The 13,774-nt window shown below is 49.4% G+C and carries 14 protein-coding genes and 4 tRNA genes; 16 read left to right on the plus strand and 2 right to left on the minus strand.

From position 1 onward, the window contains the following. The first annotated feature begins 2 nt into the window (after positions 1–2). The 10 genes from BM200_RS13720 to BM200_RS13765 all read left to right on the plus strand — a co-directional run bounded on the left by BM200_RS13720 (position 3) and on the right by BM200_RS13765 (position 5,050). A tRNA-Gly gene (locus tag BM200_RS13720) sits at positions 3–77 on the plus strand. Positions 78–88: 11 nt separating this feature from the next. Beyond that, positions 89–162: transfer RNA gene (locus BM200_RS13725), tRNA-Cys, on the plus strand. A gap of 18 nt (positions 163–180) precedes the next feature. Further along, positions 181–257, plus strand: a tRNA-Arg gene (locus BM200_RS13730). A gap of 12 nt (positions 258–269) precedes the next feature. Continuing rightward, positions 270–351 (plus strand) — tRNA-Leu (locus tag BM200_RS13735). Between the two features lie 670 nt (positions 352–1,021). Beyond that, positions 1,022–1,321: a LiaF transmembrane domain-containing protein gene (locus BM200_RS13740; protein ID WP_091186360.1), complete on the plus strand. Its 300-nt coding sequence runs from the start codon at positions 1,022–1,024 to the stop codon at positions 1,319–1,321. 23 nt (positions 1,322–1,344) lie between these two features. Further along, the gene (locus BM200_RS13745; protein WP_091186363.1) at positions 1,345–2,028 is read left to right on the plus strand and encodes a PspA/IM30 family protein; all 684 of its coding nucleotides are present in this window, start codon (positions 1,345–1,347) and stop codon (positions 2,026–2,028) included. Continuing rightward, complete coding sequence (locus tag BM200_RS13750; RefSeq protein ID WP_091186366.1) at positions 2,016–2,510, plus strand: PspC domain-containing protein; 495 nt, start codon at positions 2,016–2,018, stop codon at positions 2,508–2,510. The genes BM200_RS13745 and BM200_RS13750 overlap by 13 nt, the downstream gene beginning before the upstream one ends. Before the next feature lie 2 nt (positions 2,511–2,512). After that, positions 2,513–3,211 (plus strand): PspA/IM30 family protein, encoded by a 699-nt coding sequence (locus BM200_RS13755; protein ID WP_091186367.1) that lies wholly within the window; start codon positions 2,513–2,515, stop codon positions 3,209–3,211. Between the two features lie 130 nt (positions 3,212–3,341). Continuing rightward, on the plus strand, positions 3,342–4,355 hold the full coding sequence (locus BM200_RS13760; protein WP_091186370.1) for a sensor histidine kinase: 1,014 nt from the start codon (positions 3,342–3,344) through the stop codon (positions 4,353–4,355). 17 nt (positions 4,356–4,372) lie between these two features. Then, a complete protein-coding gene (locus tag BM200_RS13765; RefSeq protein WP_281248378.1) occupies positions 4,373–5,050 on the plus strand; it encodes a response regulator in 678 nt (225 codons plus the stop codon). A gap of 106 nt (positions 5,051–5,156) precedes the next feature. Here the strand turns inward: BM200_RS13765 and BM200_RS13770 are convergent, their stop codons facing one another. Both BM200_RS13770 and BM200_RS13775 read right to left on the minus strand, forming a co-directional pair. Then, positions 5,157–5,822 carry a hypothetical protein gene (locus BM200_RS13770; protein ID WP_091186376.1) on the minus strand — a complete coding sequence of 222 codons (666 nt, stop codon included), beginning with the start codon at positions 5,820–5,822 and terminating at the stop codon, positions 5,157–5,159. A gap of 71 nt (positions 5,823–5,893) precedes the next feature. Then, a complete protein-coding gene (locus tag BM200_RS13775) occupies positions 5,894–6,277 on the minus strand; it encodes a hypothetical protein (RefSeq protein ID WP_091186378.1) in 384 nt (127 codons plus the stop codon). A gap of 91 nt (positions 6,278–6,368) precedes the next feature. On the opposite strand from BM200_RS13775, the gene BM200_RS13780 reads away from it, so the two are divergent. The 6 genes from BM200_RS13780 (at position 6,369) to BM200_RS13805 (ending at position 13,770) form a co-directional block, all read left to right on the plus strand. Next, positions 6,369–7,139, plus strand: coding sequence for a YwmB family TATA-box binding protein (locus tag BM200_RS13780; protein ID WP_091186380.1), 771 nt, complete (start codon positions 6,369–6,371; stop codon positions 7,137–7,139). Positions 7,140–7,262: 123 nt separating this feature from the next. Beyond that, positions 7,263–8,807 carry a glucose-6-phosphate dehydrogenase gene (zwf, locus tag BM200_RS13785; RefSeq protein ID WP_091186383.1) on the plus strand — a complete coding sequence of 515 codons (1,545 nt, stop codon included), beginning with the start codon at positions 7,263–7,265 and terminating at the stop codon, positions 8,805–8,807. Between the two features lie 50 nt (positions 8,808–8,857). Beyond that, complete coding sequence (locus BM200_RS13790) at positions 8,858–9,481, plus strand: cyclase family protein (RefSeq protein WP_091186385.1); 624 nt, start codon at positions 8,858–8,860, stop codon at positions 9,479–9,481. 39 nt (positions 9,482–9,520) lie between these two features. Next, entirely contained in the window at positions 9,521–11,107 is a 1,587-nt protein-coding gene (locus BM200_RS13795) for a peptide chain release factor 3 (protein ID WP_091186387.1), read from the plus strand. A gap of 451 nt (positions 11,108–11,558) precedes the next feature. Then, positions 11,559–12,572, plus strand: coding sequence for a LacI family DNA-binding transcriptional regulator (locus BM200_RS13800; RefSeq protein ID WP_091186390.1), 1,014 nt, complete (start codon positions 11,559–11,561; stop codon positions 12,570–12,572). A gap of 28 nt (positions 12,573–12,600) precedes the next feature. Then, a complete protein-coding gene (locus tag BM200_RS13805) occupies positions 12,601–13,770 on the plus strand; it encodes a Gfo/Idh/MocA family protein (RefSeq protein WP_091186392.1) in 1,170 nt (389 codons plus the stop codon). Positions 13,771–13,774 lie beyond the last annotated feature (4 nt).

Raw genomic sequence — 13,774 nt, forward strand, 5'->3', positions numbered from 1 at the left:
ATGCGGAAGTGGCTCAGCGGTAGAGCATCGCCTTGCCAAGGCGAGGGTCGCGGGTTCGATTCCCGTCTTCCGCTCCATTAATTAGGATGGCGCCATAGCCAAGTGGTAAGGCAGAGCTCTGCAAAAGCTTTACCCCCAGTTCGAGTCTGGGTGGCGCCTCCACAATTATTTCAATAAGATGTGCCCTTAGCTCAGCTGGATAGAGCGTTTGACTACGAATCAAAAGGTCAGGAGTTCGAATCTCTTAGGGCACGCCATATTTTCTAAATGCCGGTGTGGCGGAATGGCAGACGCGCGCGACTCAAAATCGTGAGGGAAACCGTGGAGGTTCGAGTCCTCTCACCGGCACCATATATTGAAATGATTGCGCTGATTGTACTCATGTACGATCAGCGTTTTTGCGTTTTAATCAGAAGTTCCTAAGATTATATGATCTTAGGTTTTTTTTGTTTGTTTAGAGCTTCTCTCTATGGCTTTAAGACTGACTAAGCAAGACAGCTGGATCTTTTTAATTATCGGGATGTGCTGGAAATGCTTTCTGTATTGCTCTAAGTTACTCTGATGTCACGCTATCCGGTGAAATGATATCAGGCAAAAGGCTTGGGTCTCTTTCTTATGTCATTTAGCCTTTTGTTAACGGCATTCCAGCCTGGCATTATTCTGTCGGTATTGTCGATTATTATGGACAAGAATATCGTGACATAAATCGGGTTTACACGAAGGGGATAGTTGGTTTATGCAATGATATCTATACTCGTTATCCCAATGCTTCTCCTTTATGTCGATCTGATCCGCTCTAATTGGGAGAAGACCATTTACGCTGCACTTGTCAGGGAATCGGCTTTTTTGTTGTATTTTGACCCTTAAGGCGGAAGAGCGACTCGACCTAGGTCTAGCAAAGAAACCGTCGGTGGTCCGTTTTAGAAAGAGCGAAATCGATCTACAATAGGAACATAAGCAAGAGAGCATCACAGTAAGAAAAAAAACAAAGCAATTCTATAGAGAGGCGGTGGAAGAAGCAATGGATGGTAAAAAAGCGTTAGGCTTATTGCTTGCTGTTGCAGGCGGTATCATGGTACTTAAATTCTTCGGCATACATCTTGGAGCATTAATTGGTACCCTGTTCGCGATTGTATTAATTGGACTTGGGGTAGTTGCCTGGAGAAGCAATAGAAAGATTATCGGCGGAATTGTTGGTGCAATTGGTATTTTAATGCTACTTCCGGCATTGTCCAAATTGATCATGCTGGGAATCGCGGTTGTGCTGATCTTGTTCGGCATTTCCCTGGTTAAGAAAAATAACAATCATCGACATTTCTAATAAAAAAGTTGGGAGGGCCAAACATGAGTATTATGCGGCGAGTGCGCGACATTACAGTTGCAACCTTAAATGAAAGATTGGAGAAAGCAGAAGATCCGGTTCGCCTGATTGACCAGTTCCTCTGGTCGACACGTGAAGAGATTATTCAAGCGGAGCGACTGCATCAGCAATATCTCGGACATAGCAATCATCTCAAAGCGCAGTGGCTGCAAGCGGAGCAGCAGAAGGAAAAGCGTGAGCAGCAAGCATTGACTGCACTGAAAGCCGGTGAAGAACAGCTGGCACGGATTGCACTTCACGAGAAAGCAACGAGTGAGGAGCGTTCGATACAATACCGTGATTTGTATGAGCAAAGCCGTCAAAATACGATGGATCTGGAAGATCAGCTTCGCGAAATGCGCAGCGAATACCAGCTGGTATATGACAAACGTGAGTATTACGCAGCAAGAATGGAGTCCCTGAGGCTTCAGCAGCGTATGAATGCAAGGTACACGGAAGGCAGCCAAGGCGGCATTCAGCCCGGTTCGATGTTCCGCAGACTGGAAGACCGGATCGGCGATATGGAGATGGAGGCGAAAAGTCTTCATGATCTGCGCCGGATGGGTAAAGAGTTCATTTCTGAAGCAGGCAATCAAGTGCAATCCGTCATCGAACGCGAGCTGCAGCAATTAAAGAAGAAGCTTGAGAAGGAAGGATGGTCGTCTTGAAAAAACTGTACCGATCCCGCCGCGATAAGAAGTTATTCGGCCTTTGCGGCGGACTTGCGGAAATGATCAATGTCGATGCGACTCTTATCCGTATCCTGCTTATCGTTGTAACGATCTTTACGAGCGGATTCGCCATCCCGGTATATATCATTGCAGGCCTTATCGTTCCGAAGGAACCTAACCTTTATAACGGCAACGGTTTTGGACCTGGTCCAGGCTTTGGAGGATACGGAAGCGGATTTGGCGGCAGTGGTTACGGTAACGGCTATAACGGAGGTCAAGGCGGCTACGGCTCCTCCTTCGGCGGCCCTTACAAGAATCCGCCGCAAGGACAATGGGACAACTTTTCGCAAGCACGTCCCGGCCAGCAATCGTCGTCGCAATTCGATAGCATGATGGATGATTTGGAAAAAAAAGCTCTACGCAAGGAAGTTGAAGAATTGCGTGCCAAATTGGCTAAATACGAGAAGGGAGAGATTTAACAATGGGAATCTTTAAAAGAATGAAGGATATGACTAAGGCATCGGTAAATGAGGTATTGGACAAAATGGAAGATCCGGTTGTTATGCTTAATCAGTACCTGCGTGACATGGAATCGGAAATTCATCAAGCAGAGGTAACGGTAGCGAAACAAATGGCGAATGAGCGCCGTCTGAAACAACGTCTGGATGAAGCGGTCCGCAGCATTGCCGACCGTGAATCAAAAGCAGAAGCGGCACTTCGTGCTGGTCAAGAAGAGCTTGCTCGCAAGCTGCTGGAAGAAAAGCTTTATTTCGAACAAAAGGTGAGCGAGTACAGCGATCTTCATGCTCAAGCGAGAACACAGGCTGAAGAACTGATGCAGCAGCTGCACGATATGAAAGACGAGTTCTACCAGCTTCGCAATAAACGAAATGAGCTCGCATCCCGCGCTCAAATCGCGAAAGCGCAAAAGCAAATGGCTACAATCTCTTCGAACCATACGATCGACAGCGGTACAGCTTCGAGAGGCTTCTACCGTATGGAAGAGAAAATTATGCAGCTTGAAGCGGAAGCAGATGTTCTTCGCACTCCTTACGCCGCATATAACGGTTCAAGCAATACGGCCGGTGCTTTTAATGCCGTCGACATGGAGAAAAAGCTGAAGGTTGATGAGCAGCTTGAAGCTTTGAAAAATAAGCTGAACAAACCGGAAGAACAATAATCATTAAGATGGTATGCCATGATGGAAGAGCGGATCGGGTAACCGCAATGTCATTAAGTCTTAGACTTAATGACATTGCGGGAAACCGGTCTGCTCTTCCCTGCGTGCGTATGAAAAGGAGTGGACTTCGTTGGCGGATGGACAAGCGAATGAGCATCATCGTACGGACAGGCCTAATAAAGAAGCAAGACGCAAAAATGTGACCGAGACCGTATTATGGCTCATTATTATCGTGAGTCTTGTCATCATAGTGCTGCAGGCTATTGGTTCTGTGCAGCTGTATACCTTTAGAGGGAAGTGGGCGATTCTAGGTCTGACTGTCATTGGAGCAGCTATGGCAGCGGCAGCTATTGTCGGCTTCCTGCAAAACTCCAAGCTGAAGCAGGCGGTTGAGAGACTGAGCGAACAGCAGCGCAGACGCAGCTATAGGGTAACGCTGAATTCGACCGAGGAGACGGAGGGCGCACCTGTATCCGAACAGGAAGAAAGTGATGCCATCTGGACGGAAAAGGTCAAGTTCTCAGCTGTTATCGAGGAACGGCAGCGGCTCGCCAGAGAACTGCATGATGCGGTCAGCCAGCAGCTGTTTGCCATATCGATGACGGCGACGGCGGTCAGCCGTACGATAGAACGGGATTGGGAACGTGCCCGCAGACAGGTGCAGCTTATTGAAGAGATGGCTTCGGTTGCCCAGTCGGAGATGCGCGCCCTGCTGCTTCACCTCAGACCAGTTCATTTGGATGGCAAAAATCTGTCTGCCGCGTTAAGCGCGCTAGTGGAAGAGCTCAAGCAGAAGGTACCAATGACGATCGATTTGGATGTTGATGATTCGATTACCATGAAGCCAAATGCGGAGGATCATTTGTTCCGGATTGCGCAGGAAGCCTTGTCTAATACACTCCGGCATTCAAAAGCAGAGAGTATGGAAATTAAGCTGCATCGGAAAGGCCCTGAAGTACGTATGATAATAAAAGATACGGGCATCGGGTTTGATTTGGAAGCGAAGAGACAGACCTCTTATGGATTATTAACGATGGAAGAGCGTGTAAATGAGCTGGGCGGCTATTTACATATGGTTTCAAAGCCGGGAGAAGGAACAACCATTGATATTCGGATTCCGGCCGATGGCGGAATAGAGTCGTAGTACATGTGAAGGAAGCGGTGAATAAGTTGGAACCGATCGAACAACTAAATGAGCAAATTAAAGTATTGTTAGTGGATGATCATGAAATGGTACGAATCGGACTTGCTGCGGTGCTGGACACGGAGGAAGGCATTGAAGTTGTTGGGGAAGCCAGCAACGGTTATGACGGAATCCGGCTGGCCCAAGCTTATAAACCTGACATTGTCCTTATGGATCTTGTTATGGACGGCATGGATGGTGTGGAAACGACTCAAAAGCTTCTTGAGCTGTATCCGGAGTGCAAGGTTATCGTGCTGACGAGCTTCATTGATGACAGTAAGCTGTATCCTGTGATTGAAGCAGGTGCATTCAGCTACCTGCTGAAGACAGCAAGAGCGACGGAGATTGCAGATGCAATCCGGGCGGCAGCACGCGGCCAGTCTGTGCTGGAGTCGCAGGTTGCAGCCAAGATGATGAACCGGCTCCGCAAGCCTAAGCAGCCGGTACAAGCAGCCTTGCATGATGATCTGACAGAGCGGGAGATGGACGTACTGAAGCGGGTAGCCAGGGGGATGTCCAATCAGGAAATTGCGGACGAGCTTTTTATCGGCGTGAAGACGGTGAAGTTTCATATTACGAACATTTTTAATAAGCTTGGCGTTGAAGACCGTACACAAGCGGCCATCTATGCGCATAAGCAAGGAATAGCGGAGTAGACAGTATGATAGTTACCCACGAGGGGCCAGCCTGAAGTTTTTCTTTAGGAGAGGCCCTTTTTATTTTGGAGCGGTGGAGGATGGAACCCGTTTTTGTTGAAATAAGTTAAAGGCGACGATTAAGCAGCATCCCGCTTGTAGGGAACGGCCAATACGTGGTCATGGAATTGTAGTAACAGCTATAAGGCTGCAGAAGAGGAATATCTTTGCGCAGCAAGTCAAGAGCACTGACGGAGAGAGGATCTTCCAGCGCTTTATGAAGACAAGTGATCCAGCCTTTAGGGCCAGTAAGCTGTTGAATAGAAATTTCTGTCCTCGCGGAATCGGGTAAATGGAGCTGCCATGTGCCGCATTCACCAATCAAGCCAAGCTGGCTGGCAGCAGGATGCGCCATCGCCTGCTCAATGCCATGCCAAAGCTGCGGCTTCAGAAGAGATTCATCCTCCTTGAAGAGGACATGAAGTCCGTTAACTGCCGAAACGATACGCTGGAGCTCTTCTTCTATGACAGCAGGGGAAGGATTGTGCTTAATCTGCTTGGCGGAGAGACGAAACGTAAGTTGGGCTTGTCTGCTGTGCTGAAGCCAGCTTGCCGCTGTTTCGGCAGCGCGACGGTAAGTGGCACCCCAATCAAAGCTGTCAAACAAAGCAGATCCGGGAGGCAGCCGTGTCGGCTCCTCTTCACGGAATGTGTTACTGCCGTATGGCCGAATGGGAGAAACGACAAATAATCGTTCTGTACGTTTGGCAGGCGATAATGGTGATATTGGCATTTAGGCTACCTCCTTTGCAGTTAGCACAAGCATATTATGCTTTCACGGCAAAAGCTGGCGAATGATGTCTGTCAGAACAAAAGAAACAAGAATGCAACAAGCGCAAAATCAAGCGTAATCACGTCGCGGAACGGATAGTACGGACGAGGCTCGTAGTAGTAAGGATCAAACGGATAGGATTGTGTTTGAACGGGCGGCTCCGGCTTATTTGATTTGGCTTGTGATTGTGATTTGGATTTTGAACCTTTTTTATTCTTCTTCGAAGAAGATTTAGGCGGCACAGCTTCCGGCTCGGCCGCAGCCGAAACATTAGGATCCCCGTTCAACGTCAGCTTCCCGTTGCTGCATCTGCTCAAGAGGCCGATGTGCCTCGTTCCATCCTTCATCACGATATACACGGGCATTCCGCAATATTGCGATACGACATCTTCCTCAAGAGGATAAATTTGTTCCATCCTGGCTCCTCCTTATGATTTGCAATAGGCTTTGCAACCAGTGTATTCACCTACAAGCGAATAGGTATGGTTAAACACCTAGCGGTAATAAATGGTTGAGAAGGGGGTACCCGTCATCGGAACAAATCGATTCGTCCGAAAGTCAGCCGAGCAATCCTCCGCAAAGAGAGCCCGGCTTGCTGTTATGATGGCTGCTGTTGTGCTGGTGACCGGAATCATCTGGGCAATAATCAACAAGGATCAGATCCGGTCCGATAAAAATCCGAGTATTCTTGCTCATGATATTGCTTTGTTATGGCAGTGGACGGACAAGCTCTACAGCAAAGGCGCAGCTACTGTGGAATGGACGGTAAGATGGGACATTGAAGGAGATGCAGCTTCTCTGGAACAGGTGCAGCAACAGCTGCAAGCGGATGAAAAAGGACAAGAAAAGGGTACACTGTCCATATTCCCGTTAACGGAGGACAATCAGGCGATGATTGTGTATGTCTCGAAACAGAAAACGGATGAGAAGCAGCTGCTGAATGTTATTAATAGCGCAGAGGCTATTTTTAAGGAATCGGGCCTTACCTATTCCGGGGGAATGACGGTTCGGGGAGAGACGGAATATAATAACGCAGCAGAGCGTCTGGCCCAGGCTGCAGGAGGGAAGAGGATCGACCGATATAAGGACGAGAGCGGTACAGTCAGCGAAGCTTATTATTCGGAGAAGCTGTTCTCGGCTGTTGAGGCAGGTGCAGGGAAGAAGGCAAATCTGCAAGTCGCCCAGCACCGTGAGACCGAGTCCGGGAGGCTGTCATTAATTGTTGGAACCCCGCTAATTACAGGGGATTACACGGTTCGGGAGCAAGAAAACGATTAGAAGAAATAAGAAGGCTAATCAGTTTTTTTTATGATTGGATGAATAGCAGTTTAAGGATTAATATGCTAAACTACATAAATAAAAATAAAAAAATATAGGAAAGAATGAGGGAACCGAACTGTTATGAACGTTGAATCATCAAATGCGCAAGGCGCTATTTATTATATTTTTGGAGCGACAGGCGATTTGGCGAAGCGCAAGTTGTTTCCTGCCCTGTTTAGCTTATATAAAGAAGGAAAACTGTCTGAAAATTTCGCCGTTGTAGGTCTCGCCCGCAGAGAGCGTACCAACGAGCAGTTCCGCGCCGATTTGTATGAATCGATCGTAGAATTCTGCCGTTATAAAGCAGATGATGTAGAGCTCTGGAACCGTTTCGCGGAGCATTTCGAATATATGCCGCTTGATATTAATAATGTGGAAGCATTCCGCGGTCTGGCTACCCTGTCGGAACAACTGGATGCGAAGTTCAATATCCCGGGCAACCGTTTGTTCTACCTGGCACTTGCTCCATCCCTGTTCGGCCCTGTATCGTTCAGCCTGCGCGACGGCGGACTGCTGGAATCGAAAGGCTGGAACCGCGTTGTTATCGAGAAGCCATTCGGTTACGATCTGGAATCGGCACAAAAGCTTAATGATCAAATTACGCAAGTATTTAAAGAAGAAGAAATCTACCGTATTGACCACTACCTCGGCAAAGAGATGGTGCAAAATATTCAAGTGATTCGTTTCGCGAACGCGTTTTTTGAACCGCTGTGGAACAATAACCATATCGCAAACGTGCAAATCACGCTGTCCGAAACCGTTGGAGTAGAAGAGCGCGGCGGTTACTACGATAAATCAGGTGCCCTCCGCGACATGGGTCAAAACCATATGCTGCAAATGCTGACGATGATTGCAATGGAGCCGCCTAGCCGTCTGCATGGCGAGGATATTCGCGATGAGAAGGTAAAAGTACTTCGTTCCCTTCGTCCATATAGCTCGAGCGATGTTGTGCGCAGCCAGGTTGTTCGCGGTCAATACAGCGAAGGCTCCGTAAAAGGGAAGGACCTCCCTGGTTACCGTCAAGAGGATTCGGTCGCCGAGAACTCCACGACTGAAACTTACTTTGCGGCTAAGCTCGCTGTTGATAATTTCCGCTGGGCGGGTGTACCGTTCTATATCCGTACAGGCAAACGCCTCCCGGTTAAAACAACGGAAGTGGTGATCGAATTCAAATCGATGCCGCAAAACGTCTTGTTCGCACAACGTCATGATCTGCAGCCTAACCTGCTTGTTATCCGCGTTAACCCGATGGAAGGCATCTATATTAAAGTAAATGCCAAAACACCGGGCGAAGATAATTCGGTACAGCCGGTAAACATGGAATTCTGCCAAAGCTGTCAAATCGGCATCAACACGCCGGAAGCTTACGAGCGCCTGATCCATGATGCGGTTCGGGGCGACTCCACATACTTTACTCGTTGGGATGAAGTTGCTCAAGCATGGGAGTTTGTTGACCGAATTGCTGCTGCATGGCGTGAAGGTTCGTCGGACCTGCAGCATTATCCGGCAGGCTCTTGGGGGCCGGAGAAAGCAGATCAGCTGCTGGCACAAGACGGCTTCAAATGGTGGCCGGTTAACGGGCAAGAAGAAGACAATGTCATTTGGGTTTCAAATAGCGGCAAGTAAGCGATCGCTTGGGTGATCAAAGCACAGCGCTGACGGAGGGATATACCTTTATGTTTAAGGTTTACGATATTTCGATGACAATCGAAGAGGGTATGCAAGTATGGGGCAACCATGAAGGTAAGCAGCCTCATATTAACTCTCAGCCTACCTCTCCAGACGGCGTTAATGAATCGCGCATTGATATGGATGTCCATTGCGGCACCCATGTCGATGCGCCTCTGCATATGTTGGAGGATGGCGAAACAATCGAGACGCTTGGTCTTGAAGAGCTCGTGGGCAATGCCCGGGTTTTGGATTTCACAGAGGTAAAGGACAGCATCACAAGAGAAGATCTGGAGAAACAGGGCCTGCAAAAGGGCGAGTTCATCCTTGTGAAGACGAGTAACTCCTACACGGATACTTTTGCTTCCGATTTCGTATTCTTAAGAGAAGACGGGGCCCGTTATCTCGTAGAGGTAGGGGTGCGCGGTATTGGTACGGACGGACTCGGGATTGAAAGATCCCAACCGGAGTATCCGACACATCGGACGCTGTTCCGCAACAATGTTATTATTGTAGAAGGTCTTCGCCTGAAGGAAGTGCCGCCAGGCTCTTATTTCATGGTGATCGCACCTTTGAAATTGACCGGTATTGAAGCTGCGCCAGCGCGTGCGCTGCTAATCGGGAATGGATAAAGGGGCGTTGCTTCGCGACGCCATGAAGGGAAGGCAAGCATGAGCCAAACGTTAAGTAATGAAATTTCACAGGAAGTAGATAAGCGCCGTACATTCGCGATTATCTCCCACCCTGACGCCGGTAAAACAACATTAACAGAGAAGCTCCTCTTGTTCGGGGGAGCTATTCGTCTTGCGGGATCTGTAAAAGCCCGCAAAGCAAGCCGCCACGCAACATCCGACTGGATGGAAATCGAGAAGCAGCGTGGTATCTCGGTAACATCCAGTGTGATGCAATTTGATTATCTGGGACACCGGGTTAACATTCTGGATACACCTGGTCACCAGGACTTCAGCGAAGATACGTACCGTACGCTGACCGCAGCGGATAGCGCGGTCATGCTGATCGACGTTGCAAAAGGCGTCGAGGCGCAGACGATCAAGCTGTTCCAGGTCTGCCGCAAACGGGGTATTCCGATCTTCACCTTCATTAACAAGCTGGACCGTGAAGGTCAAAGTCCATTCGAGCTGATGGAAGAGCTGGAGCGGGTGCTTGGCATCCGTTCGGTGCCTATGAATTGGCCAATCGGTATGGGCCGCGAGCTTTGCGGGGTCTATGACCGGATGAAAAATCAGGTTGAACTGTTCCAGGGCAATGACCACAACACGATCGAGGTTCGTAAAGTTGATGACTATAATGATCCGGTGATTCGTGAAATGGCCGGAGACTACCTGCATGATCAACTCATACAGGACTTGGAGCTGCTAGACGTGGCAGGCGATCCATTCGATTTCGAAAAGGTTCGGGCAGGTGAATTAACACCGATCTTCTTCGGCAGTGCCGTGAACAACTTCGGGGTTCAAACCTTCCTGGAGAATTTCCTGGAGCTGGCGCCAAAACCGGCTTTGCGGATGAGCACGGACGGACCGGTCGAGCCAACGAACGAGAAGTTCTCCGGTTATGTCTTCAAGATTCAAGCAAATATGAACCCGGCCCACCGCGACCGCATCGCATTCCTCCGGATTTGCTCCGGACGTTTCGAACGCGGCATGAGCGTCCGCCATGTTCGTGCGGGCAAAGACATTAAGCTGTCCCAGCCTCAGCAGTTCCTGGCGCAGGACCGTGATATCGTCGAGACAGCGTATCCGGGCGATATTATTGGTTTGTTTGACCCGGGGATCTTCCGGATAGGTGATTCCTTGTCGCAAGGCTCCGAGATTGTATTTGACGAGCTGCCGACGTTCTCGCCGGAAATCTTCGCAAAAGTTACGGTGAAAAATGCCCTTAAGCATAAGCAATACCAGAAAGGGATCGACCAGCTGACTGAGGAAGGCACGATTCAGGTGTTCCATTCTGCAAGCGGGTTTGACGAGACGATTCTTGGCGTAGTAGGCCACCTGCAGTTCGAGGTGTTTGAATACCGGATGAAGGGTGAATACGGCGTAGATATTCAGCTTCACCGAATGCAGTTCCAATTCGCGCGCTGGATCGTTGACGACAAGATTGATCCTTCGAAGTTCCGGATCAACTCGACGCTTGTGAAGGACAAAAAAGGCAATTATGTTGTCCTGTTCGAGAATGAATATGCAATGCGTACAGCGATGGATAAGAATCCAACGATGAAATTCCTGGAGACAGCTCCATAAGCGGAATAGAGATAAGAAAATCCCCTGATCACTTGAGATCAGGGGATTTTTGTTGTTATTTTCGATGCATGATGATCTGCACCAGAAGCTCCTCTTCAACTTCTTTGTTGCATTCTCTGACATGCGGTAGACCAGGAAGAGATCTACAATGATCCAGATGGTCGAGACGAACAAGGCAATGGCAGGCACTGCAAACAAGATAATGCCGAGAACCTGAAAGACAGTTTGCTCGGATCCCGAAGCAATAGCGAAGAAGTTTAGACTAACAGCTAAAGTATAGAGGCTCTGTAAAATTCATACAACCCTAACTTTTATGAAATAAAAGGGAATTTTATTGGCTTATCCGGTTGACGGAACAGCGCTTTCATGCCATAATGTACGCGTGTACATTACTTATTGAAGATGAATGACAGCAGCAGAGTTGTCTTATGATTAACGCATTAACAGGAGGCTGTCGACTATCAGCAGGAAAGAAGTAGCGAAGCTGGCGGGTGTATCGGAAGCAACGGTATCCCGGGTACTAAACAATGTAGGGCCAATCAAGGAAGAGACTCGATTACGCGTGCTGGAAGCGGCGAGGGAGCTTGGTTATGTACCTAATGCGCTGGCGCAGCGTTTTGCCAGGAGGAAAAGCGGGAACGTTGGCGTTATTCTTCCGTTTGTTCCGAAGGTGCATCTGTTCTCGACGTATTACTTCGCCGAAATTTTAAGCGGCATAGGCGAGGCGGCGAAAGCCTGCAACTATGATCTGCTCCTGATTTTCCGGGAGCCGGACAGCCCGAGGGATTATGCCAAGCTGTTCCGGACGCAGAAGGTGGATGCCTGTATCGTTCTTGGCGCGCAAAATGTAGCCGAAGAGCGTGCGGCATTAGCTGAGCTTCAGGAGGAAGGTTATCCGTTTTGCCTGGTGAATCAACGCTTTGACGAGGAAGGTTATTTAACCGTTGATGCTGATCATGAGTCAGGCAGCTATACGGCTGTGCAGCATCTGATTGCAAGCGGCTTCAAGCGCATTGCCTTCCTGAATGGACCTGGCGCGTTCTCAAGCAGCGGAGACCGGCTTGCCGGCTATGAGCGTGCGCTGGCAGAGGCGGGCATTCCACTCTCGGAAGAGAGAATCTTCACCGGCAATTACAGCAGGAAGAGTGGATTCGAAGCAGCGGAACGGATGGCTGAACGCATCAAGAACAAGGCAATCGACGCGGTTTTTGCGGCTAATGACCGGATGGCGATTGGGTTGATGGACGGCCTTCGGGAACACGGCTTGGAAGCAGGCAAGGATTACGGGCTGATCGGTTACGATGATTCGGACAGCTCCAGAATCGTTAGTCCAAAGCTGTCGACGGTATCGGTTCCTTTTTACGAGATGGGCCGCAGGGCAGCAATGAAGCTGCTTGCAACGGAATCCGAAGAGATGGAGAATACGATTCTTCCTGTTCAGTTACTTAAGCGAGAAACCACATAAACACTCATTGAGAGGCGGTTGTGAAAGAATGAGCAAACTTCGTGTCGGAATGGTTGGCTATAAATTTATGGGTAAAGCACACAGCAATGCGTACCGCGCGCTGCCAATGTTTTTCCCCGAAACGGCGGTTCTGCCGGAAATGACGGCGATCTGCGGCCGTGATCCGGTAGGACTAGAGAAAGCTCGTGCGCAGTTCGGATGGCAAAGTGGCGAAACGGATTGGCGCAAGCTGGTTGCGCGCGAAGATATCGACCTGATTGATATTAACGCACCTAGTGATGCCCATAAGGAAATCACGATTGCTGCAGCGAAAGCGGGCAAGCACCTGTTCTGCGAGAAGCCGCTTGCGCTGACCCTGGAGGATGCCAATGAAATGCTGGTTGAAGCGGAAAAAGCGGGCGTGAAGCATATGGTTGGCTTCAACTATCGTTTTGCACCGGCTGTGCAGCTGGCGAAGAAGCTCATCTCGGAAGGACGCATCGGTAAAATCCATCATTTCCGCGCGGTATTCCTGCAGGACTGGATTCTTGATCCGGAATTCCCGCTTGTATGGCGTCTGAAGAAGGAAATTGCGGGTTCCGGCTCGCATGGCGACCTTGGCGCTCACTTGATTGATATGGCTCGTTTCCTCGTAGGCGAGTTCAAGGAAGTTATCGGGATGGAAGAGACGTTCGTGAAAGAGCGTCCGATCTCCGAGTCGATGACAGGGCTTAGCGCAACGAAGAGCAGCGATGATGCGCCTCGCGGCGAAGTAACGGTTGATGATGCCACGTTGTTCCTGACCCGATTCGAAAATGGTGCGCTCGGCAGCTTCGAGGCTACCCGCTTTGCGGCAGGCCACCGTTGTACGAATGCTTTCGAGATTAACGGCAGCAAAGGCAGCATCAAGTTCGACTTCGAACGGATGAATGAGCTGCAGGTGTACTTCACAGATGACGCAGAAGATGTACAAGGCTTCCGCCGCGTACTGGCAACGGATGCTTCCCATGCTTACATGGATGCTTGGTGGCCGGCTGGTCATACGATCGGCTACGAGCATACTTTCACGCATGAGGTTCATGAGCTGATGACGGCTATCGCGGAAGACCGCCAGCCGGTGCCAAACTTCCATGACGGCGTGAGATGCCAAGAGGTGCTTGTTGCGGTTGAACGTTCAATTGCGGAACGCCGCTGGGTTGCTTTGAAAGAATTTCAATAATTCC

This window comes from Paenibacillus catalpae (genome assembly GCF_900112695.1).
GTDB classification, from domain to species: domain Bacteria; phylum Bacillota; class Bacilli; order Paenibacillales; family Paenibacillaceae; genus Pristimantibacillus; species Pristimantibacillus catalpae.